The sequence below is a fragment of the Xanthomonas sp. NCPPB 1132 genome, assembly GCF_056629235.1.
In genome coordinates this window covers 572,548-598,539 of sequence record NZ_CM152819.1, presented here as the reverse complement: position 1 = coordinate 598,539, position 25,992 = coordinate 572,548, and the positions used below count along the sequence as shown (strand labels likewise).

Genomic DNA, 25,992 nt, shown 5'->3' with positions numbered 1-25,992 from the left:
GCGGCGCGCCGCGCCTGTCCTTCACGTCTCTTGGTCGCAACGCTTGGTATCCGCAAGGCCTGTCCTGGCCTGCCACCGCCGATGCCGACCGCTTCTCCCCGCCACGTCGCCGCTCCCCGCATCCGCGTCGGCTGCGCCGGCTGGTCGATCGCCAGCACGCAACGCGCCCTGGTCGGCGACGGCGCCAGCCAGTTGGCGCGCTATGCCACCCGCTTCGACGCGGTCGAGCTCAACTCCACGTTCTATCGCGCCCACCGCGCCAGCACCTACCAGCGCTGGGCCGACAGCGTGCCGACGGGGTTCCGCTTCTCGGCCAAACTGCCACGCACCATCACCCACGACGCGCGCCTGTACCGCGTCGCTCCACTGCTGCAGACCTTCCTCGGCGAGGTCGGCCATCTCGGCGACAGGCTCGGCTGCCTGCTGGTGCAACTGCCGCCGAGCCTGGCCTTCGATGCGCGCATCGCCACCACCTTCTTCGCGATGCTGCGGCGCCGCTGGCAGGGCGGCATCGCCTGCGAACCGCGCCACCCCAGTTGGTTCAGCGCACGCGCCGAGGCGCTGTGGCAGCGCCACCGCATCGCGCGCGTGGCCGCCGACCCGGCCCTCAACGCCAGCGCCGCGCAGCCGGCCGGCGCGGCGGCGCCGGCCTACTGGCGCTGGCACGGCGCACCGCGCATCTATTACAGCGACTACGCCGACGCCACGCTGCGCGGCCTGGCCGAGCGGGTCGTCGCCGCCACGCCGCACCCGCACGACGCCTGGGTGATCTTCGACAACACGGCGCACGGCCACGCCCTCGACAACGCCGCCACGCTGCAGGCGCAGCTGCGCGCGCTCGGCGTCGGCGCCGCCGACTGATCGCCGACGCGTGGCCGTCGGCCGCCTGGCGTGCGCCGCGTCACGCTTGCGCGCTTGTCCACGCGACCTCGCCACGCCCTGCGGTATGGTCCTGCGCCTCGCGATCCGCGCCCTATCCGACGCCGCCCCATGACTGATGAAGCCCAGCGCCAGCGTGTCCTCGACAGCTACCACATCGTCGACAGCCTGCCCGAGGACGCCTACCAGGACATCGTGCAGATCGCCGCCGCTTTATGCGACACGCCAATCGCGCTGCTGTCGCTGGTGGACCGCGACCGGCAGTGGTTCAAGGCGCGGATGGGCCTGGAGGTGCCGCAGACCGAACGCAGCCAGGCGGTGTGCGACCACGCGATCCGTGAGCCCAAGCAACTGATGGAAGTGCCCGACCTCGCCGACGACCCGCGGTTCGCCGACATCTCGGTGGTCCGCGGCGACACCGGCGCACGCTTCTATGCCGGCATGCCGCTGGTGACCGATGAAGGCGTCGCCTTGGGCACGGTGTGCGTGCTGGACACCACGCCGCGCGAGCTCAAGGACGCCCAGCGCGACGGGCTGCGCGCGTTGGCGCGCACCGCCATGCGCCTGCTCGACGCGCGCCGGGATGCGCTGCAGCGCCAACGCGAGGCGCTCCTGCAAGCGCACCCGGTTGGCGACAACACGGACACTGGCGCCGACGGCCTCTACCGCGTGGTGATCCTGGAAGTGCAGGAACTGGCCGCACTGGCCGAACGGCAGAGCGAACGCCTGCTGGGCGCCACCCTGCAACAGCTCGACCGCACCCTGGCCAGCTACGTACAAGACGACGCCGCCGCCGACAGTGTGGACCGGGCGACCGACAGCGCCGAGTTCATCGTCATGCTGCACGGCGCCGATGCCGAGCAGAAACTGCGCGGGCTGCGCGAAATCGCCGCGCGGCAGCAGGCGCTCGGGCTCACCGTGCTGGTCGGCGACGCCCAGGCCACGCGCGCGGACGAGCCCATCGGGCAGGTGTTCCTGCGCGCCGAGGCCGCGCTCAGCGCCGAGAAGGATCGCCAGCCGCCGCTGGCGCCCTGACCGGCGCCCTGACCGCCGACCGGCGCGCGTGGCGCGCTGGCAGCCCTGATCGGCGCAGCGGGCGCGCACGCACGCGCACCGGCCCTGGCCGCGCGCTGGACGACCCGCCGCCCCCGATCCGGCAGGCGCCGCCCCCCATCCGGCTGAAGAGACCTCCCGGCCGCCGCCTGGGCGACGGACACCCGCCCCGCCTCAGCGGCCCCGTTCTTGCATCCCCCAGGTGTTGCGGTCCCTCACCGGTACGAGCCGGGCGGCGCGCGGCCGCCAGGGCAGGATCGGCAGCCGCGTCTCCAGAGCCGGCCGCGCGCCCCGTCTCCGCTTCGGTCGTTTACCATGCCGCACGCATCCTGCTCTGGACCCGACATGAGCCATGCCGCTCCTCCCTGCTGCACCCCGCTGCTGAGCCTGTCGCTCGGCCTGTTGCTCGGCACCGCCGATACCGCCATGGCGGAGGCCGCGCCGGCGACGACGCTGACCGCCCCGGCACCGCCGCCGCAGACGCCCGACCTGGCCTACCCGGAACTGTTCCAGGCGGTGCAGCAGCAGGAACTGTTCGACGACCAGAAGCACTTCGTCGACGCGCTGCCGCTGCGCGACCCGGCGCTGATCAACGCCGACTATCTGGCGCAGCGCCAGCAGCCCGGTTTCGACCTGCGCCGTTTCGTCGCCGCCAACTTCGAGGAATCCGGCCCGGTGCAGACCGAGGCGATCCGCCAGGACACCGGCCTGCGCGAGCACATCGACGCGCTGTGGCCGCTGCTGGTGCGCCGTCAGGTCGACGTGCCGCCCTACAGCAGCCTGCTGTCGCTGCCGCACCCCTACGTGGTGCCGGGCGGGCGCTTCCGCGAGGTCTACTACTGGGATTCCTACTTCACCATGCTCGGCCTGGTGGAGAGCGGCGAACACGAACGCAGCCGGCAGATGCTGGACAACTTCGCCTACCTGATCGATACCTACGGGCACATCCCCAACGGCAACCGCACTTACTACCTGAGCCGCTCGCAGCCGCCGTTCTTCTCGCACATGGTGCAGTTGCAGGCCAGGGTGGAAGGCGATGCCGCCTACGCGCGCTACCTGCCGCAGTTGCAGAAGGAATACGCGTACTGGATGGAAGGCGCGCAGACCCTGGCCCCGGGCAGCGCGCATGCGCACGTGGTGCGCCTGGCCGACGGCAGCCTGCTCAACCGCTACTGGGACGCGCGCGACACGCCACGCCCGGAGGCCTGGCTGCACGACGTGCGCACCGCCGCCGAGGCCAAGGACCGCCCCGCCGCCGAGGTCTACCGCGACCTGCGCGCCGGCGCCGAGAGCGGCTGGGACTATTCCAGCCGCTGGCTCGGCGACCGCAAGACCCTGGCCAGCATCCGCACCACCGCCATCGTCCCGGTCGACCTGAACAGCCTGCTCTACCACCTGGAGACCACCCTGGCCCTGGCTTGCGCCAAGAACCCGGGCGCGCCCGGCTGCGACACCGACTATGCCGCCCTGGCCAGCGCGCGCAAGACCGCGATCGACAAGCACCTGTGGAGCGACGCCGGCTACTACGCCGACTACGACTGGCAGCAGCGCCGGCTGCGCGAGCAGGTCACCGCCGCGGCGCTGTACCCGCTGTTCGTCGGCGTTGCCTCGCCGGTGCGGGCCAAGCGCACTGCCGACACCGTGCAGGCGCAGTTGCTGCGCCCCGGCGGCGTGGCCACCACGCGTCTGCATACCGGCCAGCAGTGGGACGAACCCAACGGCTGGGCGCCGCTGCAATGGATCGCCGTGGACGGCCTGCGCCGCTACGGCCAGGACACGCTGGCGCAGCGCATCGGCAGCCGTTTCCTGGCGCGGGTGCAGGCGCTGTTCGCGCAGCAGCACAAGCTGGTGGAGAAGTACGGCGTGGACGCGCAGGCCAAGGGCGGCGGCGGCGGCGAGTACGCGTTGCAGGACGGCTTCGGCTGGACCAACGGCGTCACCCTGCTGCTGATGGATCTGTACAGCGCCCCGGCCGCAACCGCGCCCACCGCGCCGCAGCCGCGCACGCAGCCGGAACCGGAGCCGGCATTGCCCTGAATCGCCCGCCATCCACACCTCGCCTGGCCGGGGCACGCGCCTGGCGCCGAAGCCGCCGTGCTGCGCGGCCTGCCGTCGCAGGCGCAGCTGTGGCACTGGATCGAGCGCCTGAACGGGTTCGGCCCACGCCTGACCGGCAGCCCGGCACACGCCGCGGCGATCGACTTCCTGGCCGCCGAACTGCAGGCGCTGGGCCTGCAGGTCCAGCGCGACCACCTGCCGCTGCGTCGCTGGACGGCGCATGCCACGCAGCTGGCCCTGGACGACGGCAGCGCGATCGCGGTCGCCGCGCCCCTGCCCTACTCCGGCGTCACCCCGCCCGACGGCCTCGCCGGCGAACTGGTCTGGTTCGACGGCCGCCCACGCTCGTTCCGCAAGGCGCGCGGCAAGATCGCGGTGGTGGCCCTGCGCCGTCGCGACCTCGATCGGACCTTGCTGACGCTGGCGTTCAAGCGCAAGGCGCGGCTGCCTGACGGCGACGCCGACGTCGCATCGCCCATCACCACCCCGCTGCTGACCGGCCTGCAGGCGGTGGCGCTGGACAAGGCGCGTCGGCACGGCGTGCGCGCGGTGATCTGCGTGTTCGAGGGCGTTTCCGAGGCGCAACTGCACGGCCAGGTGCTGCCGTTCATCACGCCGTACCGCGATCTTCCGGCGGTGTGGGTGAGTGCACGCCACGCCGAGGCGTTGCGTGCCGCGGCCGCGCAGCGCAGGCAGGCGCGGCTGACCCTGCACGCCACGCTGCAGGACACCACCACCGACACGCTGTATGCGGTGCTGCCCGGCCGCGCGCAGGACGAGACGCTCATCGTCAACACGCATACCGACGGGCCGAACGCCTGCGAGGAGAACGGCGCGGCCGGCGTGCTGGCGCTGGCCCACGCCTTCGCCGCGCTGCCACGCGCGGCGCGGCGCCGCACCCTGGTGTTCGTGCTGGTCACCGGCCATTTCCAGTTGCCGCAGATCGGCGTGCACGGACGCCAGGCGACCTCGGCCTGGCTGCAACGGCATCCGCAGCTGTGGGACGGCCGCGGCAGCCACGCGCGCGCGGTGGCCGGCATCACCATCGAGCACCTCGGCTGCACCGAATGGCGCGACGACCTGGCGGCAGGCGCGCCAGCACCGACCGGCAAGCTGGAACGGGACCTGGTGTACACGGCCACACCGGCACTGGATGCGCTGTATCGGCAGGCCTGCGCCGGGCGCAGCAAGCTGCGCGCGCTGACCCTGTCGCCGCGCCTGGAGGTGGCGATGCTCGGCGAGGGCCAGCCGCTGTACCAGGCCGGCATCCCGGTCGTGGCCACCTGCCCGATCCCCGACTACCTGTGCCAGGTCCTGCCGGAGGGCGGCATCGCCCGCCTGGACCCGGCGTACGCGCAGCAGCAGGTGGAGACCTTCGCGCGGCTGCTGGCGCGGCTCGACCAGCGCGACGCCGCGCAGATCGGGCGCATTCCCTTCTCGCTGGGCAGGCTGCTGTCCCGCCTGATCGAGCGCCTGCGCTGACGCCGCGCTACTGCGCCGGCGTTTCCACGGCGATGCCCATCGCGGTGCGATAGCGCTGGTACAGGGCCATCACCTTGTCGATGTACTCCCGGGTCTCCGCGTACGGCGGCACGCCGCCGTAACGCGTCACCGTGCCGATGCCGGCGTTGTAGGCGGCTGCGGCCAGCACCCGATCGCCACCATAGCGACGCAGCAGCGCACGCATGTAGCGTGCGCCGCCGTCGATGGACTGGTCGGCCGCGAACGGATCGCGCACGCCGTATTCCTTGGCCACCTCCGGCAACAGTTGCATGACCCCCTGCGCACCCTTGGGCGACACCGCGGCGGCGTCGAAGCCGCTCTCGGCATGCGCGATCGCGCGCAGCCACGGCTCGTCCACCCCGGTGGCGCGCGCCGCGGCGCGGAACTGTTTGGCATGCGCCTGCAGTTGCGGCGCGCCGAGCTTGCCCAGGCCGGGGTGCGCGCTTTCGCCCGGCGGGGTCACCGCGGTGAAGCGCAGGTAGGGCCGCGAGCCCGGCAGGTTGCGCGTGGAGTAGACCAACCGCCCATCCTGCTCGCGCTCGTACAGGGTGCCGCTGAACACGCCCAGGTTGCCCCACAGGTTGGGCGTGGCGATCGCCGCATCGTCCAGCTCCTTCGGCGTGCAGCGCGAGCCCGGTTCCGGTGCGGTGGCCAGGCTGACCGTGCCATCGCGCACGCAGCGGTACACCGTGCGCGCGGACGCGCCGGCGGCGACACCGCAGCACAGCAGGCACAGCGCGGCACGGGCAAGCGACATCGGCGACACGCTCGGATAGGGTGGGCGCGCATCATGGCGCAGCGCGCGTCGAGGCGAGTGATGGCGGCGTTCGGCGCGCTGTCCGACAGCGCCTCCCTCGTAGGAGCGGCTTCAGCCGCGATGCTTTATCGGGAAAGCCTCGCGGCTGAAGCCGCTCCTACAGCAATCCGCGGCAAGCTGGCGGGGTGCACTGTGGGAGGGACTTCAGTCCCGACGCTTCCAAGTCGAATACACCGCATCCTCCGCCTGCGCGGCTGAGGGGCGCCTCCGACAACCCGAGGGGAGCACACCCGTAGGAGCGGCTTCAGCCGCGACGAGGCCTTCCCTGGAAAGCCATCGCGGCTGAAGCCGCTCCTACAGGAATCCAGCAAGCTGGCTGGTGCACTGTGGGAGGGCTACCAAGATCGAATCACCGCCTACGGCGCACACGCCGCCAGCTTCTGGTCGGCGTACCACAGCGCGCGCCTCGCCAGGTCGTAGGCGCTGTCGGCCTCGCGCGGCAGCAGTTGCTGCGCGCGGATCGGGTCGGCGCCCTTGGCCATTGCGGTTTCCACGTGCAGCAACGCGTCCAGGTGCTCGCGCACCGGCGTCAGCAGGCGCTCGCGCTGCGCCGCCGGGCAGGCGCCGCGGCGTTGCTGCAGGTCGGCCAGGGCCTGGCGAATCCGCCGGCTGGCTTCGCCGTCCAGTCCGGGTGCCTTCTCGAACGCGATCGGGGCGGCCTTGTACGCATCGCCAGTCGCCTCGCTGCCGAGGTCGCTGGGGCGTTCGTGCAGCGCCGGGTTGAAGCGCACGTCCGGCGGCGGCCGCGCCACCGCCGACTGGTGCGTGTTCTTGGGCAACAGTTGCTTGATCGCGCGGTTGATGCCCTGCACGGCGACGTCGCCGAGGGTGCCGTCGCTGGCCCAGTCCTTGTCGAAGCGGGTGGACCGGTAGTCGATCGGATTGGGCCGTTCGAGCAGGCGCTTGGACTTGGCGACATCGCGCGGATTGAGCGTCCCGGGCGGCGTGCCCTGCGCCTGCGCGAACGGATCCACCGCCACCGCATCGGGCAGGCGCGGATGGCCATCGCCGGTGTAGAGCGTCGCCGCCATGCCCGTGGCGGCCGCAGCGGGCGCGATCGGCGTCGACGAAGAAGTCGGCGCGGGAGCGGCGTGCGGTTGCCGCGCCGCAGCCGGCATGCGCGCGGCCGTCGAGGGCGCACGCGTGGATGCCGGCGGCGGGACCGGCGCGCGACGCGCCGGCTGCCGCGGCAGGAACACCAGGCGCAGCGCATCCTCGGCCGCCGCGCGCGGCGGCGCCGACGGCGCGCCCCACAGCAGGCGCCCCAGCAAGGCCAGGATCATCGCAGTCGCCAGTGCCGCCCACAGCTGCAGCCAACGGTCTTGCGCAGGGAGGGCGGTCACGACGGTCGAGGATCCATGGGCAGGCGGCTGGGGCGAATGTGGGGGACGGACCGGTACAGCGTGCCGGGAGTTCCGTTGCCGGCGCGTGCCGCCGCGCGCGGCGGGCCGCGACACGCCGCCACCTGCCGCCGCTGCCGACACGCAAGGCCTTGTCGCGTCAGGGATTGCGTCGGCGCACGAGGAAACCGGCTAAGGTGACGCGCCCGGCCGGCGCGACAGCCGGCGTACAGCCAGCGGGCCCCGACACCCGCCCTGCCGCAGGAGAACCGCATGACCCGACGCCTGGCCACCGCCCTGCTCGGCGCCGCGCTGGCGCTGCCCGCGCACGCCGCGCCCTCGCACCTGGACAGCGTCCTGCAACGTGGCACGCTGCGCGTGTGCACCACCGGCGACTACGCGCCCTACAGCCGCCTGCGCGCCGACGGCGGCTACGACGGCATCGACATCGCCCTGGCGCAATCGCTGGCCGACAGCCTGGAGGTCAAGTTGCAGTGGGTACCGACGCGCTGGCCGACGCTGCTGCCGGACCTGCGCGCCGACCGCTGCGACATCGCCGTCGGCGGCATCTCGGTGTCGCTCCCGCGGCAACGCCAGGCCTGGTTCAGTGCAGTGCTGGAGGTCGACGGCAAGATCCCGCTGGTGCGCTGCGCCGACCAGGCGCGCTACCGCGACATCGCCCAGATCGACCGCCCCGAGGTGCGGGTGATCGAACCGCGCGGCGGCACCAACGAGGCGTTCGCCCGCCGCGAACTGCCGCATGCGCAACTGCTGCTGTCCGACGACAACCCCGCCATCTTCCGCGACCTGCGCGAGGGCCGCGCCGACGTCATGATCACCGACGCCTCCGAGGCGCGCTTCCAGCAGCGCCAGGTGCCCGGCCTGTGCGCGGTGGCGCCGCAGCGGCCGCTGCAGTACAGCGAGAAGGCGTTCCTGCTGCCGCGCGACGACATGGCCTGGAAGACCTACGTCGACCAGTGGCTGCACCTGAGCAAGGCCAGCGGCGCCTATGCGCGGATCGTGGCGGCGTGGCTGGGCGATCCGGAACCAATTCCCTAAACCTCCCGCCTGCCCGCGTGCAGCCGCTATGCTGCCGCGGCCGGCGGCGTTCGCCCCGGCATGGGGACCAACAAGGAGAGAGCATGAAACTGCAATGGAAAACGCTCGCGCTGCTGAGCGTGATGTTGCTGGCCACCGGATGCGCGACCAACAGCGTGGTGCACCAGAGCTACAAGGCGACCACCGCCGAAACCTACTGGTACCAGCTCACCGGCAACGACGACACCGATGCCGAAAGTCTGGCCATGTTCCGCCGCCAGCTCGACGCGCAACTGGACGCGGCGCACCTGCACGGCACACAGGGCCAGGCCAATGCGCGCAAGATGACCATCGTCATCGATCACTACTACATGCGCAGCAATGGCGCGCGCTTCTGGGCCGGCATCATGGCCGGGCGCGACAAGATCAAGAGCCGCATCAGCGTCGCCGATGCCAACGGCAAGACCGCCGCGCAGTTCGATGTGGAATCGACCAACAGCACTGCCTGGGGCACCTCCGAAGGCCTGATCGAGCGCCACGCCGAAGAGATCGTCGCGCGGCTCAAGCAACTGCAGTAGTGCATGCCGCCCGTGCAGGACCGCAGCGGTCCTGCGCGGGCGCCGAAGTGCTCCACCGCGCTAGGGCACTTCGAATCACCTGCTCCCACGACACTCCAGCCGCATGCAGCTTGCCCCGTAGGAGCGGCTTCAGCCGCGACGGAGCGTTCCCGGTAAAGCCCGTCGCGGCTGAAGCCGCTCCTACAGCACACACTTCGAATTGATGCGCGATGCGCTGTCGTCGATCAGGCAGCACGTCAAATGCGCAAGGCGCCCGCGCAGTGCCGGTACCGCTCAGCCGGCCAGGCCCAACTGCTCGGCCAGGTCGCTGCGCGGCGAACGTCCGTACAGCCGGCTGTATTCGCGACTGAACTGTGATGGGCTCTGGTAGCCGACACGGTAGCCGGCGGCGCCCACGTCCATGCGTTCGACCACCATCAGCCGCCGCGCCTCGCGCAGGCGCAATTGCTTCTGGTACTGCAGCGGCGTCATCGCCGCGACCGCGCTGAAATGATGATGCAGCGAGGACACGCTCATGTTGACCTGGCGCGCCAGATCCTCGATCCGCAGCGGCTCGGCGTAGTGCTGGCGCAGCCAGGCGATGGCCTTGGCGATGCGGTTGCTGGGGCTGTCCTCCTGGGCGATGCGCAGCAGGTTCGGCCCGCATGGCCCGGCCAGCAGGCGATACAGGATCTCCTGTTCGATCAGCGGCGCCATCGCCGCGATGTCGGCCGGACGTTCCAGCAGCCGCAGCATGCGCAGCGTGGCGTCCAGCAGGTCCGGGCACGCGGTGTTGACCGAGACGCCACGCGGGCGTTCGGCCCCGACCTGCGGCGGCAAGGGGATGCGCTCAAGCAGTTCGCGCAGCCGGTCCGGCAGGATCGACATGCCCACGCCCAGCAGCGGCTGTTCCGGGCTGGCCTGGGTGATGCGCGAGACCACCGGCAGATCCAGCGTCACCAGCAGAAAGGTGCCCACGCCGTAGCGGTATTCCTCGTTGCCCAGGGTCAGGCACTTCTCGCCCTGCAACACCAGCGCGAAGACGGGCCACTGCGCGGTGTGCGTCTTCGGCGACGGCGCGGAGCGGTAGGAACAGAAGAAGCCCTCGATGGCGGTCTCGTGGTCGCCATCGGGGACGGCCAATCGGGCAACCAGGGCGGCCATTTCCTGGTAACGGTGGGCGAGCGCGGTCATCGGCAAGGGCGCCGTAGCGTGCGAAAGGAGGAAGGCAAGCTTGCACGATGCTGCGCCGGCGCGGACCAGGGCGCGACGCGGCTTGCAGGATCGTACAAGAATTCCGTTGGATCGCGCTAACGCGCCCGCGGCGCCGGCCAGCATCCTGTCTCGGCCGGTTCCCCTACCGGCGCCGTCCCGGAACGCCCGCCCCCGCCCGCCTGTTCCGGCCGTACGGCCCTGTCCCTTCCCCATGCCCCTCGTCGCGCTGTCGCGTCGCTGCCAGCGTGCCATGCGGGCGATGCAGACCGCAGGAGAGACCGATGCATCCCCATACCGAAGCCCTGGAAATCGCCACCTTCCGCCTGCTCGACTGCACCTGGCGCACCTTCCTGCGCGCCAATGCCGAGGTCGATGCCTGGCTGCAGCGCCAGCCCGGCTTCCGCTCGCGGCGCATCGCCCGCCGCCGCGACGGCAGCGTGGTCGACATGGTGCTGTGGGACAGCGTGGCGCACGGCACCGCGTCGGCGCGGCGGCTGATGCGCGAACTGCACGGCGCGGCAATCCACGCCTTGATCGACCCGGACACGGTATCGTGGGACATCGCCGCGGTGCAGCACGTCAGCGGCGAGGAAAGCGACCGGGAGGAGGACGCCGCCGAGGCCGACAGCCTCGCCGCGTGACCTGCACGGCCGGCGCCGCGCGCGGCTGGTCAGACCCAGCCGCGCCGGCGGAACCAGGCCAGCGGCAACAGCATGCTCAGCGCGATCACGCCCAGCGCCCAGTAGTAGGCGTCGTGCCATTTCAACTCGGGCATGTGCGCGAAGTTCATGCCCCAGATGCCGACCAGCACCGTCGGCGGGATACCGACCACCGAGGCCACCGCCATCACCTTCATCACGTTGTTCTGGTCGACGTTGATCATGCCCAGCACGCTGTCGAGCAGGAACTCGATGCGGTCGTCCAGGTGCTGCTCGAATTCGATCAGGGTGGCCAGATCCTTGTGCAACAGGCCGATGCGCTTGGCCGCGTCCTCGCCGAACCAGTCCGGCGCCGCATCGTCCAGGTAGGTGGCCACGCGCAGCAGACCGTGGCCGGCGTTGTGCATGCCGCCCAGGCGCCGGCCCATGTCGCCGACGTCGTGCAGCATCCGCTCCAGGTGCCGCGACTTGTGCCGCGCATGCGGCTTGGCGAACGCCGCGCGCGTGGTCTCGGTGATCTGCGCCTCCAGCGCTTCCAGGCGGTCGGCCAGGCGCCCGACCAGTTCGTCGAGCAGGCGCAGCAGCAGGTCGTCGCTGCTGCGACAGGGGCTGTGCTGCAACTGCGCGGCCACCGCATCCAGCGAGGCCATCGGCTGCTCGCGCTGGGTCACCAGCACCCGCGGCGACACCGCGAACCCGAGCGGCGCGGTCGGGCCGTCCTCGTCCTGGAAGCGCGGCACGTTGAGGAACAGCACCTCGCCTTCCACCCGCACCCGGCTGCTGAACTCGATCTCGCCGATGGCCGCGCGCGTCGGCACCGCGAAACCGACCTTCTCGTCGACCTCGGCCAGCTCCGCCTCGCTCGGCCGGCACAGGTCCACCCAGCACACCGGCGTATCGGAAGTGCCGCCGAGGCGGTGGATGGTGATCATCGGGACGGGCTCGCGCAGGAAAGGCCGCGAGCATCCGTCAGCGCGCGCGGAGCGTCAACGCCCGCCGCGCGCACCGGTTCAGGCACTGCGGCGCTTCAACGCGTAGCCCACGCCCAGCAGCAGGAACCACACCGGGCTGGCGAACAGCGCCTGGCGGGTGTCGGCCTGCAGGGTCAGCAGCGCCAGCACGAAGGCGAAGAACGCCAGGCACACGTAGCACATGACCACGCCGCCGGGCATCTTGAACGCGGAGGCCGCATGCAGTTGCGGGCGCTTGCGCCGGTAGGCGATGTAGGCGCACAGGATCAGCGACCAGACGAACATGAACAGCACCGCGGCCAGGGTGGTGACCAGGGTGAAGGCGGTGACCAGGTTCGGGATCAGGTACATCAGCACGGTGCCGCCGAGCAGGCAGGCGCAGGAGAACAGCAGCCCGCGCGCCGGCACCGCCGCGCGCGAGAGCCGGGCGAAGCCGCGCGGCGCGTGGCGCTCCTCGGCCAGGCCGTAGAGCATGCGGCTGGTGGAGAAGATGCCGCTGTTGGCCGAGGACGTGGCCGAGGTCAGCACCACGAAGTTGATCAGGCTGGCCGCGGCCGGCACGCCGGCCAGCACGAACAGCTCCACGAACGGGCTCTTGCCCGGCACCACCTCGCGCCACGGCGTCACCGCCATGATCGCCACCAGCGCCAGCACGTAGAACACCAGGATGCGCACCGGGATCGAGTTGATCGCCTTGGGCAGGTTGCTGCGCGGGTCGGCGGTCTCGGCGGCGGTGGTGCCGACCAGTTCGATGCCGACGAAGGCGAACACCGCGATCTGGAACCCGGCGAAGAACCCGCCCAGCCCCATCGGGAACATGCCGCCGTCGTTCCACAGGTTGGCCAGCGAGGCCACGTGCCCGGACGGCGACTGGAAGCCCCAGGCGACCAGGCCGGCGCCGGTGAGGATCAGCGCGCAGATGGCGATGATCTTGATGAGCGCGAACCAGAATTCCATTTCGCCGAACAGCTTCACCGTCACCAGGTTCAGCCCCAGCAGCAACAGCACGCACAGCATCGCCGGGATCCACGGCGCCAGCGTCGGGAACCAGAACTGCGCGTAGGCGGCGATCGCGATCACGTCGGCGATGGCGGTGATGATCCAGCAGAACCAGTAGGTCCAGCCGCAGAAGAAGCCGGCCCAGGGCCCCAGCAGGTCGGTGGAGAAGTCGATGAACGACTTGTACTCCAGGTTCGACAGCAGCAGCTCGCCCATCGCGCGCATCACGAAGAACAGCATCACGCCGATGATCAGGTACACGAACAGGATCGATGGCCCGGCCAGGCTGATGGTCTTGCCCGAGCCCATGAACAGGCCGGTGCCGATCGCCCCGCCGATTGCGATCAGCTGCAGGTGGCGGTTGGAGAGGCTGCGCTGCAGGTGGTCGGGCTGGGCGGACGGATCGGTCATGGGCACAGGCCATCGCGGGGGATTAGCCTGCAAACATAGAAGATGGCGGCAGCGCGCGCCAGCCGCGCGTGCGCCGGGTGGCGCCCGCGGCGACGCGGACGGCGCCGCATGCCGTCCGCGCCGCCGCGAGTGCCGTCGCTCAGGCCAGCGCGCCGCCCTGCCCGATCGCCACGAAGCTGAAGTCGCGGTCGGACTGGTTGCCGCCGCCATCGCCGGTCTTCAGCAGCACCTGGCCCGCATCCAGGCGGATGATCACCGCGTTGTCGCAGGTACTGCCGTCGCCCGGATAGATCTGGGTGACCGAGACCCCATCCAGCGCCTGGAACGGCGGCTGGAAGCTCACCAGGTAATGCCCGGTGCTGACGTGCGCCACCGTATACCCCGCGCCGTTGCGGACCGCACCGTCCGCGCCGACCACGCCTGCCACCACCCGCACGCCCGCATGGGTGGCGGCGTCGCGCAATTGTTCCATCGCATTGTTGATCATGCCGTTCTCCGATCTTGATAAGGAAAGTCCGATGGCGCGGCGACCGCTGCACTCCATCGCGGCCACGCGCCGCTGCCCTGCCTCGTCCATGAGCCGGCAGCATCGCCGCGCTGGGTGCGCGGCCGTATCGGCGATGTCCTGATCGGCGCCGGTGCGGCGACCGAGATCGGCTCAGGCGGCCGCGCTCATACCAATTTGGTGCGCCGCCACCACCGCGTGACCTTCTCTTCGCGCACCAGGGTGAACAGCCCGGCGCCCAGGATCAGCGCGATGCCCACCGCCATCGGCCAGTCCAGGTGATCGTGGAACAGCCAGTAGCCGAAGCCGATTGCCCACAGCATCTGGCTGTACTGGGTCGGCGCCACCGCGCTGATCGGCGCCGACCGCGAGGCGTACATCATGAAGATCGCGGCCAGGCCGGCGAGCAGGCCGTAGCCGGCCAGCAGGATCCACTGCTGCCAGGTCGGCCAGACGAAGGTCGGCAGCATCAGCAGGCCGCCCATCAGCAGCGGGCCTAGCACGCCGGCGCCGTACAGGGTCAGGCGCTTCTCGCCGGGCCCGGCCATGCGCAGGCTGATCACCGACACCGCCCCGACCAGGCCGCAGACGATCGCCGCGACATGGCCCTGGCCCAGGTGCCGGAACCCCGGCCGCAGCACCACCAGCACCCCGATGAAGCCGACGATCACCGCCATCCAGCGCCGCCAGCGCACCTCCTCCTTGAGCAGCAGCACCGACAGCACGGTGACGAAGATCGGCATCAGGAAGATCAGCGCGAACGCCTCGGCCATCGGCAGCAGGGTGAACGCAGTGACCGCGGACAGATTGCCGGCCGCGCCGGTGAACGCGCGCAACAACCAGATACTGGGCCGCTGCGCCACCACCACCTCGCGCCAGCGATCGCCCGGCTTCTTCAGGAACGGCAGCGCCGCAAGCATCAGCAGCGCCCCGAAGAACACCACCTCGTAGGCCGGCAGCGACCCCTCCAGCCCCTTCACGAAGGCATCGCTGATCGAATAGGCGGCGTAACAGGCGAAACCGAGCAGCACACCCTTGAGCATCATGAGCCTCTTGCGATCGAACGGCGCCCCATACCGGGCACGCGGGAACTGGCGACCATTATGCGGGGGGAACGGAAGCAGCGACCGCGCGAACTGTCCAGGACACGACAAATTCTTAAGCAATGCGTTGCTATAAGCCTCAGCGCAACCAAGGGTGCGCCCGCGGTTGCATCCAGGGAGCGGGAGTTGCCTCCGTGTCAGGACGACGCGAACCCAAGACCGCCTCGCCGGCCTCCCTGCTGCCTTGAACCCGATCGCAACGCGTCCGTTGCATGCAGCCAGAGACCGCCCGATGCCATCACTGCCACGTTGTCTGCCTTTCCTCCTTGCGGCAAGCCTGATCGGCTGCCAGCCGGCCGCGCAAACCACACCGGCCGACAACGGCGGCACGGACTCGCCCTCCCCTGCTCCAACGACCGACAAGGCGTCCGCTTCGCCGGCGGCGTCGCTTTCAGGGGAGGCATCCCTGCAACCCTTGCTCAAGCCGGGAGACCAGATCCTCGCCTTCAAACAGCACGACCTGACCGGCAACGGCGGGACCGATGCCGTGGCCATCGTCCGCCACGCCAATGCCGATGCGTCAGGCAACACTTGCGAGCTGTTGGTCCTGCAACAGGCGAATGCGGCATGGAGCGTGGCCGACCGTAGCCCGCAAGCGGTCGACTGCCTCTACAACGATGTGGCGCGCAACGCGAAGCGCCTGGACGACAACCTGAGCCTGAAGACGCAGGAAATCGTCTACGTCAACCAGCAGGCGCGCAGCAATGTCACCTACACGCTGAAGTACGACTCGGCCAAGAAAGCCTGGTATCTGGCGGAAGCGAGCAGCACGGCACCTGCAGAGAATCCGCAGAGCGGCGCGATGGAGGTCTTCCGGGGAACCGCCAGTTATCCGGCGGACTTCGCATGGACCCCGATTTCGCAGATCGACCCAGAAAAGCTGCAGGACGCCATGGACAAGCACCGCGCCGTCGTCCAGTAATCCGATTCCAAGGAGAGAACCATGCCCCGTTTCAACGAAAGCTCGGCATTGCTGCTCAAGACTGCGGTCGATTCCGGCATCACCTCGCCGACGGAACTGGCCAACCTGATGGGAAACGCCGCCGTCGAGACCGGCCACTTTCGCCGCATGCACGAGAACCTGGGCTATACCTCGGCCGACAGCGTGATCGCCGCGGTCTCCTCGGCCGATGACCGCTTCACCCGCAAGCAGGTGGAGGACGCCGTCGCCAGCCGCGATCCGCAGCGCATTGCCACCGTGATGTACGAAAACCGCGCCGATCTCGGCAATACCGAACCCGGCGACGGCTGGCGGTTTCATGGCCGCGGCTATCTGCAGTACACCGGCCGCGACAACTACGAGCGCTACGGCCAGCGCTTCAATGTCGATCTCGCCAACAACCCGGACCTGGCGGCCGAACCGCAGACGGCGGCCAATCTCGCGGTGGCCTATTGGCGGGATCGCGTACCGGAGAACCTGCGCGACAACGCCCGTGCAGCGGGCCGCATCATCAATGGTGGCGACAACGGTGCCAACGAACGCGTGCAGGCCGCGAACCAATGGGCCGAGACCATCACGCCAGAGCTGGTCGCCGACATCCGGAGTGGCAAGGTCTCGCTGCAGCAGCTGGCCAGCATGGGTGGAGATGAGCGCAACCAGCAAACCCGGGCACTGCAGGAACAGTTGGCTGAACTGGGCTACCGGGGCGCGGACGGCAAGCCGTTGAAGCCGGATGGCGACTTCGGACGCAATACGCGCCATGCCCTGAAAGAGTTCCAGCGCGCGCATGGCCTGGATGACGATGCCGTCGTCGGACGCGACACACGGGCAGCTCTGGCGGAGGCCAAGCGCTCGCCCCTGCTCTCCGAAGCCACGCATGCCGACCATCCGTTCTTCGACGCGTTGCGCGAACGCATGCCCGGCGCCACCGACGCGCAAGTCGCGCACACCGTGCAAGCGGCCAAGGCCGAGGGCATCCAGGGCCCGCAGCAACTGCAGACGGTCACGGTACAGGACAAGGTCGTATTCGTCGCCGGCATCACGCCAGGATTTCGTGCGCGTGTCGATCTGGACCAGGCGCCGACGCTGCAGGAAAGCACCCGCCAGGTGGATGCGCAGAATCAGCAGCGCGATCAAGCATTGCAGCAGCCGGCCCCACAGCAGGAACCTGCGCAGGCACGCGGTGGCATGGCGCATTGAACGAAGCTGCCTCGCTGCTCGCGCAGCGCGCGGCACCACGGTCCCGATGGGATGTGCACCGGGGAGCAAAGCGCTTCTGCCGGAGTAGCGCGTTGGTCCGGTGCCGCAATCCTGCCGATACGTTTCGCACGTAGCGATGTCACATGCCGCGCTTGCCCGTCGCAGTCACCCCCTCTCGGCGCCGCGTCGGTTACGATGCGCTCCCGCATCCGAGCCCCGCGCCGCGCCCTGCCGCCGGCAGATCCCCGTGACCCGCTATTCCGGCCCCCTGCTCACCCGTCCGCTCGCCACCGCATTGCTTGCCGCGCGCGATGCCGGCGCCGCCACCTGGTCCGGCTCGCTCGACCTGGAGCGCAGCCACGGCCAGGCGCTGCTTGGCGCTGAAGGCTGGCAATGGCAGGGGCACGACTATCCCTATCCGGGCAAGCTCAAGGACCGCACGCTCTACTATTGGGACGGCGAGGACTTCGCCGCGGTGTCGCGCTTCGGCGGTGCGTTGATCAAGCTGGTGCCGACCGAGTGGGGCGCGCCGACCTTCGAGATCGACGGCATCAAGATGCTGCCCAGCGCGCAGCTGTCGCCGTTCGAGGACGCGCGGCGCAAGGTGGCGCTGGTGGAACCGCGCGGCAAGCAGGTGCTGGATACCTGCGGCGGCCTCGGCTATTTCGCCGCCTGCGCGCTGGAGGCCGGCGTGGCGCGCCTGCACTCGTTCGAGAAGAACGCCGACGTGCTGTGGCTGCGCACGCTCAATCCGTGGTCGCCGGATCCGGCCGCCAGCGACGGTCGCCTGCAGCTGACCCATGGCGATGTCGGCGCGGCCATCGGCAGCATCGCCGATGCGTCGATGGACGCGATCCTGCACGACCCGCCACGTTTCGGCATCGCCGGGGAGCTCTACGCGCAAACCTTCTACGACCAGCTCGCGCGGGTTCTGCGCCGCGGCGGCCGGCTGTTCCACTACACCGGCACGCCGAACAAGCTCACCAGCGGCCGCGACGTGCCGCGCGAAGTGGCCAAGCGCCTGGAGAAGGCCGGTTTCGCCGCGCACCTGGCGCTGGACGGGGTGCTGGCCACGCGCCGCTGAGGCGGCAGCGCGCCCAACGCGATATCAGATCGACGCGAGAATGTGCTCGCGCAACCAGCGGTGCGCCGGATCGCGGTGCACGCGCTCGTGCCAGAGCATGGCCATCTCGTAGCCGGGCAGTTCCAGCGGCGGCGCGCACACCCGCAGGCCGGGCTGGTCGCGCACCAGGCGCTCGGGCAGCATCGCCACCAGGTCGCTGCGCTGGAGCGCGGCAACCACGAACTGGAAGTGCGGCACCGACAGCACCACCCGGCGCTGCAGGCCATGCGCGCGCAGCGCGGCATCGGTGACGCCGCTGAAGCCGCCGCCATCGGGCGAGACGATGGCATGCTCGAGTGCGCAGAACTGGGCCAGGCTCGGTCGACGTCGTAACCGCGGATGGCCGGCCCGACCGACCAGCACGTAGTGTTCGGCGAACAGCGTGCGCCGGCGCAGGCCGGGCGGCGCGTCGGCGACGGTGTGCAGGGCCAGGTCGATCTGGCCCTGTTCGGCCTGCTGCGGGATCGTCGGCGGCGCCAACTGCAATACCGCCAACGTTGTCCCCGGCGCCACCCGGCGCAAGGCGTCGATCGCCGGCAGCAGCACGGTGGACGCACCGTAGTCGCTGGCCGCCACCCGCCACAGCGTCTGCGCGCGCGCCGGATCGAACGGCGCGACCGGCGCCACCGCCTGTTGCAGCGCCTGCAAGGCCTCGCGCAACGGGGCGCGCAGCGCTTCGGCGCGGGCGGTGGGGCGCATGCCGCGCGGCCACGGCAGCAGCAACGGATCGCCCAGCGCCTCGCGCAACTTGGCCAGGTGCACGCTGACCGACGGCTGCGACAGATGCAGGCGCGCCGCGGCGCGGGTCACGTTGTGCGTGTCGAGCAGCGTGTCCAGGGTCAGCAGCAGATTGAGGTCCAGGCGCCGCAGATCAACCATGGCAATAGCGACTATCAAGGTAATTCATTTCCACTATAGCGAAGCGCGGCCTAGCGTGGAGACCTTCCCTCACCGAGAACCCGCATGAACGTGCTGCTGGTCTATGCCCACCCCGAACCCGCCTCGCTCAATGGCGCCCTCAAGCAGGTGGCGGTCCAACGCTTGCAGGCCGCCGACCATCGCGTCCAGGTCTCGGATCTATACGCAATGGACTGGAAAACCACCGTCGACGCGCAGGACAGCCTGGACGGTGCCGCGGACGCGCGCTTCGATCCTTCGCGCGACTCGCAGCGCGCCTTTGCCAGCGGCCGCCAGCGCGCGGACATCGCCGCCGAGCAGGACAAGCTGCGTTGGGCCGATGCGCTGCTGCTGCAGTTCCCGCTGTGGTGGTTCTCGATGCCGGCCATCCTCAAGGGCTGGGTGGACCGGGTGTATGCCTGCGGCTTCGCCTACGGCGTCGGCGAACACTCCGACACGCACTGGGGCGACCGCTACGGCGAAGGCACGCTGGCCGGCAAGCGCGCGATGCTGATCGTCACCGCCGGCGGCTGGGAATCGCACTACGCACCGCGCGGCATCAACGGGCCGATCGACGACCTGCTGTTCCCGATCCAGCACGGCATCCTGCATTACCCCGGGTTCGAGGTGCTGCCGCCGTTCGTGGTGTACCGCAGCGGACGCATGGATGCGGTGCGTTTCGCGCAGACCAGCGCGGCGCTCGGCGAACGCCTGGACACGCTGTTCAGCACCACGCCGATCGCGTTCCGCAAGCAGAATGCAGGCGACTACGCGATTCCGGCACTGACGCTGCGAGATGAGTTCGCACCCGGCCGCAGCGGCTTCAGCATCCATATGCTCGACGCGGACACGCAAGCGGCGGCGACCTCCGACAGCACAGCGTCGACGCCGACGACGTAGGCGCGGTGCCGACAGCGCACCTGTAGGATGCAGGCGACCGCCACTCCGTTGGAGCCGCCGCGCCGATGTCCACCGCCGTCTTCGTCCGCCTTGTTGCCGTGTGCAGCGCCGTCTTGCTCGGCGCCTGCGCCACGCAGGCGCCGCGCGTGCCCGAGCGCACGCCCAGCGAGGTCAAGGCCGACATCGCCCGTCGCATCCCGGCGACGGTACCCGATCGCCGCGGCTGGGCCGACGATGTCTACGTGGCCCTGGCTTCGCAGCGTCTGGGCACCAATGCCGAGAACATCTGTGCGGTCCTGGCGGTGATCGAACAGGAATCGACCTACCAGACCAATCCGCCAGTGCCGGGGCTGGGCAAGATCGCCCGGGCGGAACTGCAACGGCGCGCGGCGGCGGTGCATGTGCCGGCGTTCGCGCTGGATGCAGCGCTGCAATTACGCGGGCCGGATGGACGCAGCTATGCCGAGCGTCTGGCCGCCGCACGCACCGAGCAGGATCTCAGCACCATCTTCGAGGACATCGCCGGCAGTGTGCCGCTGGGCCAGCGCCTGTTCGGCGATCTCAACCCGGTGCACACCGCCGGGTCGATGCAGGTGAGCATCGCCTTCGCGCAGGCGCATATCGATGGCTATCCGTATCCGCTGGGCGACGGCGTGCGCCACGCGGTGTTCAGCCGCCGCGGCGGCATCTGGTTCGGCACCCGCCACCTGCTCGGCTACCCGAACGCGGCGGCGATGCTATACCGCTTCGCCGACTTCAATGCCGGCTGGTACGCCAGCCGCAATGCCGCGTTCCAGGCTGCGCTGGCGCGCGCCAGCGGCATCTCGCTCGCCCTCGATGGCGATCTGCTGACGCCAGGCGCCGAGCTCGACGCCCCCGGCGCCACCGAGCGCGCCGCACGCAGCCTGAGCACGCAACTGGGCATGGATGCGCGCACCATCCGCCGCGAACTGCAGCGCGGCAGCGAGGCGGATTTCGCCGACAGCGCGCTGTATCGCCAGGTGTTCGCCCTGGCAGACCGCGATGCCGGCAAGCCACTGCCACGCGCGGTGCTGCCGGGCATCGCCCTGGAAAGCCCGAAGATCACCCGCAAGCTCACCACCGCCTGGTTCGCGCAGCGCGTGACCGAGCGTTGGCAGCGTTGCCTGGCCAAGTGACGGCCGCGGCGATCCGCCGACCCGATGCTATGTCGGCTTGCGCAGCGCCATCATCGACCAGCCAAGGGCGACGGCAAGCGCCAGCAACACGAGGCTGAGCACGCCATCCCAGGCGATCGAGAACCAGTAGTGCCCCGGATCGGTCTGCAGCAGGTAGATCCGTGGCGGGCCGACTCTCGATACGCCGATGTACACGCCGCTCAGCAGCGCCTTCGCCAGCAGGTACAGCTTCACCACGGCGCTCGCGCCGATGATCGCGGCCATCAGCATCGACACCGGCCGTTCCAGACGCGCGACCAGTCGTTGCAAGCGCGTGGGTGTCGGCATTGGCGGGGGCGGTCGTCGTTTGCGTTTGCCCATGGCCTCCTCGCCTGCACTGGGGGCTGCATTCTAGAGCGCTGCCGGAGAATGCCGGCACAACGCGCCGCAGCGCACACCGCGACGTGCCTGCGCCGAAGCGCGGCACTAGGCAGCTGTGCGCTGCCCTGCCGCGCCGAGCAGGCCGATGCGGCGGAACCACAGTTCCAGCGGCACCGTGACCAGCGGCGGCAACGCCGCCAGCAGGCTCAGCGCCCATGCCCACCAGGGCCAACGCAACCGCAGCGCCGCAATCAGGCTGACGACCACGTACAGCAGGAACGCCAAACCATGCAGGCGGCCGAACAGCCACACACCCAGTTCGGTGGTCTGGGTGCCGTACTTGAGCAGCATGCCGAGCAACAGGCCGGCCCAGGTCAGGCCTTCGAACACGGCGGCAGCGGCGAACAGCCGGCCCACCGGCGACAACGGAGCAGAAGCAGAAGAAGACAAGGACACACGCGACTCCAGTGAGGGAACGACGCCGCGACGCGATGGCGGCGGCGACGCCCGCTGGCACCTGCATTGTAGAGCGTGTCCTTACGCGTGGCGCACAGGCGCGACGCGGGCACAGCGAGCGCGGCACAGGTAGACCCATCGCACCGATCCGTCATCGCGTGGCCGGCAGTGCGCCGCAGCGCACCGCGGCAGTCCTCAGCGGCGCTGTTCCAGCACCGCCACGTCGTCCGGCGCCAGCTGCACCGTGTCGTTGCTCGGCGCCGGCCCCAGCAGCGCGCGCATCGACGCCGGCAGCCGCACGGTGTGCGCGGTGGCGCCGTGGTTGATCAGCACCACGATGCGAAGCGCGCCATCGCTGCGCACGCCCACTTCCACATCTTCCGGCACGTCGGCCAGCGGCGCCTGCACCCCGGCGTCGCGCAACCAGTCACCGGTGAGGCGATCCAGCGTGGCGTCGTCGAACCAGCCACCGACATAGCTGATGCGGCCCTTGCCGACGCGCCGGGTCAGCAGCGCCGGCGTGCCATCCAGCCAGCCGTTGGCCGCGCCGTAGCGCAGCGGTGCGGTGGTGTCGGCGGCAGTGGCCTGCAACTGTTCGGCCCAGATTTTGGCGCTGCCGTCGGCGCCCGCACCGGCCAGCGGGATCGGCTTGTCCAGCGCATAGAACTGCTCCACGCGCCCACCGAGCAACGCCGCCAGCGGACCGGGCTGGCGCTGCGGATGCAGGCCGTTGTCGATGTTCTTCATGCCGCTGCGCGGCCCCAGCACCAGATGCCCGCCGTGTTCGACATAGGCCTTCAGCCGCTGCGCCTGTTCCTCGGTCAGCACGTTCAGCGCCGGCGCCACCACCAGCTTGTAGCGCTCCAGCGGCGCCATCGCCGAGACCACATCGACCACCTGCGCCTGCTGCCGCAGCGGCCGGTAGAAGCTCTTCATCTGCACGACCGGATCGAAGTCGGCCGCGTGCTTCTGGAAGCCGATCGCCCAGCGGCTGTCGAAGTCGTTGATCAGCGCCACCTGCGCCTGCGGCGTGGTGGCGGCCAGGGCCGGACCGGCCTTGGCGAACTCCGCGCCGACCTGCTGGATCTCCGCATACACCGGCACCGGTGTGCCGTCGGCGCCGACCAGGGTGCCGTGGTATTCCTCCTGCCCGTTGGGCGCGGCGCGCCACTGCCAGTACGAGACCGCATCGGCGCCATGCGCCACCGCCTGCCACGCCATCGCCCGCACCTGGCCCTTGCGCAGCGCCACGTTGGTCGCGCGCCAGTTGACGAAGCCCGGCTGGGTCTCCATCACCCAGTAGTTGCGCTGCTTGTAGCCGCGGGTCAGATCGTGGCGCGCCGCATTGTCCACCCAGTCGTAGCGCTCGCCGGCGACGTAGTCGTCCCAGGCGGCGATGTCGAGCACGTCGTGCACGGTGTAGGCGTCGAAACCGGCGAACCAGCCCATGGTGTTGGTGGTGATGAACTGGCGCGGATCGGCATGCGGGCGGATCGCGTCGATCTGGTTGCGCGAATAGTCGGCCCACGTGTCGCTGACGAAGCGCTTCCACTCCAGGAGCAGCGCCGGATTCTCCTCGTCGTCGCGCACCGGGATCTGCGCGAAGTCGTTGTAGGTCTGGCTCCAGTAGGCGGTGGCCCAGCGCTGGTTGAGCGCCTCAATGCTGCCGTACTTGCGCTGCAGCCAGGCGTGGAACTGCGCCTTGGCCTCGGGATCGAACGAGGACTGCGCGTACTCGTTGTCCAGCTGCCAGCCGACCACGTGCGGGTTGTGCCCATAGCGCTGCGCCATCTGCTCGGCGATGGCATGCGCGAAGCGCCGGTAGCGGGTGCTGGCGAAGGAGAACTGCTGGCGGTTGCCGTGCTCGTCGCGCACCCCGTCCTGGCTGACCCGCAAGGTGTCCGGATAGGCCTGGGTCAACCAGGCCGGCGGCGCCGCGGTCGGCGTGCCCAGCACCACCACCATGCCGTGGCGCGCGGCCGCGGCGATGGCGCGATCCATCCAGGCGAAGTCGTACTGCCCCTCGCGCGGCTCCATTCGGCTCCAGGCGAACTCGCCGATGCGCACCACGCGCACGTGCGCCGCCTGCATCAGCGCCAGATCGTGCTCCCACTGTGCCTCCGGCCACTGCTCCGGATACCAGGCCACGCCCAGCAACAACGGCGCGACGTCGCGATAGCGGGTGGCCTGCGCCTGCGCCAGCATCGGCAGGCAGAGCAGGATCGACAGCATCGCAGCGAACAGGGCAACGCCGCAGCGTTGCGGAACACGGAACAGTGGCATGCGCAACACCTTCGCAAGAGGAAACGCTGGCACGCCCCCTGCGCTGTGCCAGCGCCTGCATTGTGCGCAGTTTTGCCATGCGCGCACTTGTGCATCTTGCGGCGTTTGCACGCGCAACTGCGCACAATCCGCACGCCGTACCTCACGCCGCAGCCGGTTGGTGCACCGCGCTGCACGCATCATGCAGCGCGACGCATACGCTGATGTGGATTGAGGAGACGTTAGCGCTTGGGGTGCGCCGCCGGTCTCACTTGCCGGCTTTGGACGACCGCGACATTGAAATGGTCATCTGCGCTGGCTAGCGTCACGCCTCCCCCAACCGCTGGAACCACCATGAAGACCCCTCGTTTGCTCGGCACCTTGCTCGCCGCAGCCGCCACGTTGTTCTCGGCCGGCACCGCCCTGGCGCAGACCGTCACCGTGACCCCAAGCGAGGTCCACCAGACCATCCAGGGCTTCGGCGGCATGAACGGCGCCGGCTGGATCGCCGACCTCACCCCGGCCCAGGTCGACCTGGCGTTCGGCAGCGACACGGGGCAGATCGGCCTGTCGATCATGCGCATGCGCGTCGATCCGTCCAGCTCCGGCTGGAGCCAGCAGGTGCCCTCGGCGGTGCGGGCCCGCGCGCACGGCGCGGTGCTGCTGGCCACGCCGTGGTCGGCGCCGGCCTACATGAAGTCCAACAACAGCCTCAACAACGGCGGCAAGCTGTTGTCGCAGTACTACGACGCGTACGCCAAGCACCTGCTGGACTTCACCGCCTACATGGATAGCAAGGGCGCACCGATCTACGCCCTGTCGCTGCAGAACGAGCCGGACTGGCATCCGGATTACGAGTCGGGCGACTGGAACGGTACCGACTTCCTCAACTTCATCAGTTCGCAGGGCGCGAAGTTCGGCAAGTTCAAGCTGCTCGCGGCCGAGTCGCTGGGCTTCAATACCGCGCTGACCGACCCGGTGCTCAACAGCAGCGCCGCCCAGTACCTGTCGATCATCGGCGGCCACCTGTATGGCGTGCAGCAAGGGCAAGCAGCTGTGGATGACCGAGCACTACACCGACAACACCGACGGCAACGCTTGGCCGTCGGCGCTCGGTGTGGGCAGCGAACTGCATAACAGCATGCTCGCCAACTACAGCGGCTACATCTGGTGGTACATCCGCCGCAGCTACGGGCTGATCGCCGAGAACGGCATCGTGAGCAAGCGCGGTTATGTGATGTCGCAGTTCGCGCGGTTCGTGCGTCCGGGCTCGGTGCGCATCGGCGCCACGACCGCGCCGTATAGCGATGTCGCCGTCAGCGCCTACAAAACCCCGAGCGGCAAGCTGGTCCTGGTGGCGGTCAACACCGGCACCCAGCATCGGCAGCTCACCGTGCGCGTGCCCACCGGCAGCGCCACCGCGTTCACCAAGTACAGCACCTCGTCCACCCTCAACGTCGGCTACGGCGGCAAGTACAGCGTCGCCTCGGGCCAGACCGTGGTCTATATCGACCCGCAGAGCGTGTCGACGCTGGTCGGCGAGTGATCGTCGTGATGGTTGAGTTGGTCGGATCGATCCGCGGCAGCCG

23 protein-coding genes and 1 pseudogene are annotated in these 25,992 nt (G+C 69.9%); 13 read left to right on the top strand and 11 right to left on the bottom strand.

What is annotated here, in order from left to right:
* The first annotated feature begins 81 nt into the window (after nucleotides 1-81).
* The 4 genes from AC1G9L_RS02620 (at nucleotide 82) to AC1G9L_RS02605 (ending at nucleotide 5,472) form a co-directional block, all read left to right on the top strand.
* A complete protein-coding gene (locus tag AC1G9L_RS02620) occupies nucleotides 82-861 on the top strand; it encodes a DUF72 domain-containing protein (RefSeq protein WP_481070221.1) in 780 nt (259 codons plus the stop codon).
* Between the two features lie 129 nt (nucleotides 862-990).
* Entirely contained in the window at nucleotides 991-1,914 is a 924-nt protein-coding gene (locus tag AC1G9L_RS02615; protein WP_481070220.1) for a GAF domain-containing protein, read from the top strand.
* A 363-nt stretch (nucleotides 1,915-2,277) separates the two neighbouring features.
* A complete protein-coding gene (gene treA / locus AC1G9L_RS02610) occupies nucleotides 2,278-3,969 on the top strand; it encodes an alpha,alpha-trehalase TreA (RefSeq protein WP_019802031.1) in 1,692 nt (563 codons plus the stop codon).
* Between the two features lie 57 nt (nucleotides 3,970-4,026).
* On the top strand, nucleotides 4,027-5,472 hold the full coding sequence (locus tag AC1G9L_RS02605; protein ID WP_481070219.1) for a hypothetical protein: 1,446 nt from the start codon (nucleotides 4,027-4,029) through the stop codon (nucleotides 5,470-5,472).
* A 7-nt stretch (nucleotides 5,473-5,479) separates the two neighbouring features.
* On the opposite strand, the gene AC1G9L_RS02600 is transcribed toward AC1G9L_RS02605, so the two are convergent.
* Together AC1G9L_RS02600 and AC1G9L_RS02595 are read right to left on the bottom strand one after the other, a co-directional pair.
* Nucleotides 5,480-6,250, bottom strand: coding sequence for a transglycosylase SLT domain-containing protein (locus tag AC1G9L_RS02600; RefSeq protein ID WP_019799064.1), 771 nt, complete (start codon nucleotides 6,248-6,250; stop codon nucleotides 5,480-5,482).
* 416 nt (nucleotides 6,251-6,666) lie between these two features.
* A complete protein-coding gene (locus AC1G9L_RS02595) occupies nucleotides 6,667-7,593 on the bottom strand; it encodes a hypothetical protein (RefSeq protein ID WP_481070994.1) in 927 nt (308 codons plus the stop codon).
* Nucleotides 7,594-7,923: 330 nt separating this feature from the next.
* Between AC1G9L_RS02595 and AC1G9L_RS02590 the strand changes: the two genes are divergently transcribed.
* Nucleotides 7,924-8,709 carry a transporter substrate-binding domain-containing protein gene (locus AC1G9L_RS02590; protein WP_481070218.1) on the top strand — a complete coding sequence of 262 codons (786 nt, stop codon included), beginning with the start codon at nucleotides 7,924-7,926 and terminating at the stop codon, nucleotides 8,707-8,709.
* Nucleotides 8,710-8,792: 83 nt separating this feature from the next.
* Entirely contained in the window at nucleotides 8,793-9,266 is a 474-nt protein-coding gene (locus tag AC1G9L_RS02585; RefSeq protein WP_019800641.1) for a DUF4410 domain-containing protein, read from the top strand.
* A 273-nt stretch (nucleotides 9,267-9,539) separates the two neighbouring features.
* Here the strand turns inward: AC1G9L_RS02585 and AC1G9L_RS02580 are convergent, their stop codons facing one another.
* Nucleotides 9,540-10,439, bottom strand: a complete 900-nt coding sequence (locus AC1G9L_RS02580) for an AraC family transcriptional regulator N-terminal domain-containing protein (protein ID WP_019800640.1) — start codon at nucleotides 10,437-10,439, stop codon at nucleotides 9,540-9,542.
* A 302-nt stretch (nucleotides 10,440-10,741) separates the two neighbouring features.
* Here AC1G9L_RS02580 and AC1G9L_RS02575 point away from each other — a divergent pair, with 302 nt between their 5' ends.
* A complete protein-coding gene (locus tag AC1G9L_RS02575) occupies nucleotides 10,742-11,101 on the top strand; it encodes a hypothetical protein (RefSeq protein WP_019800639.1) in 360 nt (119 codons plus the stop codon).
* A 29-nt stretch (nucleotides 11,102-11,130) separates the two neighbouring features.
* On the opposite strand, the gene AC1G9L_RS02570 is transcribed toward AC1G9L_RS02575, so the two are convergent.
* The 4 genes from AC1G9L_RS02570 to AC1G9L_RS02555 form a co-directional block, all read right to left on the bottom strand.
* Complete coding sequence (locus AC1G9L_RS02570; protein WP_019799335.1) at nucleotides 11,131-12,051, bottom strand: CorA family divalent cation transporter; 921 nt, start codon at nucleotides 12,049-12,051, stop codon at nucleotides 11,131-11,133.
* 78 nt (nucleotides 12,052-12,129) lie between these two features.
* Complete coding sequence (cycA, locus tag AC1G9L_RS02565; protein WP_019799334.1) at nucleotides 12,130-13,500, bottom strand: D-serine/D-alanine/glycine transporter; 1,371 nt, start codon at nucleotides 13,498-13,500, stop codon at nucleotides 12,130-12,132.
* A gap of 139 nt (nucleotides 13,501-13,639) precedes the next feature.
* Nucleotides 13,640-13,987 (bottom strand): hypothetical protein, encoded by a 348-nt coding sequence (locus AC1G9L_RS02560; protein WP_019799969.1) that lies wholly within the window; start codon nucleotides 13,985-13,987, stop codon nucleotides 13,640-13,642.
* A gap of 185 nt (nucleotides 13,988-14,172) precedes the next feature.
* A complete protein-coding gene (locus AC1G9L_RS02555) occupies nucleotides 14,173-15,048 on the bottom strand; it encodes a DMT family transporter (RefSeq protein WP_481070992.1) in 876 nt (291 codons plus the stop codon).
* Between the two features lie 292 nt (nucleotides 15,049-15,340).
* On the opposite strand from AC1G9L_RS02555, the gene AC1G9L_RS02550 reads away from it, so the two are divergent.
* The 3 genes from AC1G9L_RS02550 (at nucleotide 15,341) to AC1G9L_RS02540 (ending at nucleotide 18,332) form a co-directional block, all read left to right on the top strand.
* Nucleotides 15,341-16,030 (top strand): hypothetical protein, encoded by a 690-nt coding sequence (locus AC1G9L_RS02550; RefSeq protein ID WP_481070217.1) that lies wholly within the window; start codon nucleotides 15,341-15,343, stop codon nucleotides 16,028-16,030.
* Between the two features lie 21 nt (nucleotides 16,031-16,051).
* On the top strand, nucleotides 16,052-17,248 hold the full coding sequence (locus AC1G9L_RS02545) for a peptidoglycan-binding protein (RefSeq protein ID WP_019799972.1): 1,197 nt from the start codon (nucleotides 16,052-16,054) through the stop codon (nucleotides 17,246-17,248).
* A gap of 247 nt (nucleotides 17,249-17,495) precedes the next feature.
* Complete coding sequence (locus AC1G9L_RS02540; protein WP_019799973.1) at nucleotides 17,496-18,332, top strand: methyltransferase; 837 nt, start codon at nucleotides 17,496-17,498, stop codon at nucleotides 18,330-18,332.
* Between the two features lie 24 nt (nucleotides 18,333-18,356).
* Here the strand turns inward: AC1G9L_RS02540 and AC1G9L_RS02535 are convergent, their stop codons facing one another.
* Nucleotides 18,357-19,250 (bottom strand): LysR family transcriptional regulator, encoded by an 894-nt coding sequence (locus tag AC1G9L_RS02535; RefSeq protein WP_481070216.1) that lies wholly within the window; start codon nucleotides 19,248-19,250, stop codon nucleotides 18,357-18,359.
* Nucleotides 19,251-19,334: 84 nt separating this feature from the next.
* Here AC1G9L_RS02535 and AC1G9L_RS02530 point away from each other — a divergent pair, with 84 nt between their 5' ends.
* Together AC1G9L_RS02530 and AC1G9L_RS02525 are read left to right on the top strand one after the other, a co-directional pair.
* Nucleotides 19,335-20,168, top strand: coding sequence for an NAD(P)H-dependent oxidoreductase (locus tag AC1G9L_RS02530; protein ID WP_019799321.1), 834 nt, complete (start codon nucleotides 19,335-19,337; stop codon nucleotides 20,166-20,168).
* 65 nt (nucleotides 20,169-20,233) lie between these two features.
* Nucleotides 20,234-21,325, top strand: coding sequence for a DUF1615 family protein (locus AC1G9L_RS02525; protein ID WP_019799322.1), 1,092 nt, complete (start codon nucleotides 20,234-20,236; stop codon nucleotides 21,323-21,325).
* Nucleotides 21,326-21,352: 27 nt separating this feature from the next.
* On the opposite strand, the gene AC1G9L_RS02520 is transcribed toward AC1G9L_RS02525, so the two are convergent.
* The 3 genes from AC1G9L_RS02520 to AC1G9L_RS02510 all read right to left on the bottom strand — a co-directional run bounded on the left by AC1G9L_RS02520 (nucleotide 21,353) and on the right by AC1G9L_RS02510 (nucleotide 24,424).
* A complete protein-coding gene (locus AC1G9L_RS02520) occupies nucleotides 21,353-21,685 on the bottom strand; it encodes a hypothetical protein (protein WP_481070215.1) in 333 nt (110 codons plus the stop codon).
* 105 nt (nucleotides 21,686-21,790) lie between these two features.
* Nucleotides 21,791-22,111 (bottom strand): DUF3817 domain-containing protein, encoded by a 321-nt coding sequence (locus AC1G9L_RS02515; protein WP_019799324.1) that lies wholly within the window; start codon nucleotides 22,109-22,111, stop codon nucleotides 21,791-21,793.
* 225 nt (nucleotides 22,112-22,336) lie between these two features.
* Nucleotides 22,337-24,424 (bottom strand): DUF4350 domain-containing protein, encoded by a 2,088-nt coding sequence (locus tag AC1G9L_RS02510; protein ID WP_019799325.1) that lies wholly within the window; start codon nucleotides 24,422-24,424, stop codon nucleotides 22,337-22,339.
* A 333-nt stretch (nucleotides 24,425-24,757) separates the two neighbouring features.
* On the opposite strand from AC1G9L_RS02510, the pseudogene AC1G9L_RS02505 reads away from it, so the two are divergent.
* A pseudogene (locus AC1G9L_RS02505) lies at nucleotides 24,758-25,949 on the top strand (glycoside hydrolase family 30 beta sandwich domain-containing protein).
* Nucleotides 25,950-25,992: the final 43 nt, after the last annotated feature.

Bases quoted from the DNA above. Each gene is read 5' to 3' on its own strand.
- AC1G9L_RS02620 (WP_481070221.1), top strand. From the start codon at position 82: ATGCCGACCGCTTCTCCCCGCCACGTCGCCGCTCCCCGCATCCGCGTC.
- AC1G9L_RS02615 (WP_481070220.1), top strand. From the start codon at position 991: ATGACTGATGAAGCCCAGCGCCAGCGTGTCCTCGACAGCTACCACATC.
- treA (WP_019802031.1), top strand. From the start codon at position 2,278: ATGAGCCATGCCGCTCCTCCCTGCTGCACCCCGCTGCTGAGCCTGTCG.
- AC1G9L_RS02600 (WP_019799064.1), bottom strand. From the start codon at position 6,250: ATGTCGCTTGCCCGTGCCGCGCTGTGCCTGCTGTGCTGCGGTGTCGCC.
- AC1G9L_RS02595 (WP_481070994.1), bottom strand. From the start codon at position 7,593: ATGATCCTGGCCTTGCTGGGGCGCCTGCTGTGGGGCGCGCCGTCGGCG.
- AC1G9L_RS02590 (WP_481070218.1), top strand. From the start codon at position 7,924: ATGACCCGACGCCTGGCCACCGCCCTGCTCGGCGCCGCGCTGGCGCTG.
- AC1G9L_RS02585 (WP_019800641.1), top strand. From the start codon at position 8,793: ATGAAACTGCAATGGAAAACGCTCGCGCTGCTGAGCGTGATGTTGCTG.
- AC1G9L_RS02580 (WP_019800640.1), bottom strand. From the start codon at position 10,439: ATGACCGCGCTCGCCCACCGTTACCAGGAAATGGCCGCCCTGGTTGCC.
- AC1G9L_RS02575 (WP_019800639.1), top strand. From the start codon at position 10,742: ATGCATCCCCATACCGAAGCCCTGGAAATCGCCACCTTCCGCCTGCTC.
- AC1G9L_RS02570 (WP_019799335.1), bottom strand. From the start codon at position 12,051: ATGATCACCATCCACCGCCTCGGCGGCACTTCCGATACGCCGGTGTGC.
- cycA (WP_019799334.1), bottom strand. From the start codon at position 13,500: ATGACCGATCCGTCCGCCCAGCCCGACCACCTGCAGCGCAGCCTCTCC.
- AC1G9L_RS02560 (WP_019799969.1), bottom strand. From the start codon at position 13,987: ATGATCAACAATGCGATGGAACAATTGCGCGACGCCGCCACCCATGCG.
- AC1G9L_RS02555 (WP_481070992.1), bottom strand. From the start codon at position 15,048: ATGCTCAAGGGTGTGCTGCTCGGTTTCGCCTGTTACGCCGCCTATTCG.
- AC1G9L_RS02550 (WP_481070217.1), top strand. From the start codon at position 15,341: ATGCCATCACTGCCACGTTGTCTGCCTTTCCTCCTTGCGGCAAGCCTG.
- AC1G9L_RS02545 (WP_019799972.1), top strand. From the start codon at position 16,052: ATGCCCCGTTTCAACGAAAGCTCGGCATTGCTGCTCAAGACTGCGGTC.
- AC1G9L_RS02535 (WP_481070216.1), bottom strand. From the start codon at position 19,250: ATGGTTGATCTGCGGCGCCTGGACCTCAATCTGCTGCTGACCCTGGAC.
- AC1G9L_RS02530 (WP_019799321.1), top strand. From the start codon at position 19,335: ATGAACGTGCTGCTGGTCTATGCCCACCCCGAACCCGCCTCGCTCAAT.
- AC1G9L_RS02525 (WP_019799322.1), top strand. From the start codon at position 20,234: ATGTCCACCGCCGTCTTCGTCCGCCTTGTTGCCGTGTGCAGCGCCGTC.
- AC1G9L_RS02520 (WP_481070215.1), bottom strand. From the start codon at position 21,685: ATGGGCAAACGCAAACGACGACCGCCCCCGCCAATGCCGACACCCACG.
- AC1G9L_RS02510 (WP_019799325.1), bottom strand. From the start codon at position 24,424: ATGCCACTGTTCCGTGTTCCGCAACGCTGCGGCGTTGCCCTGTTCGCT.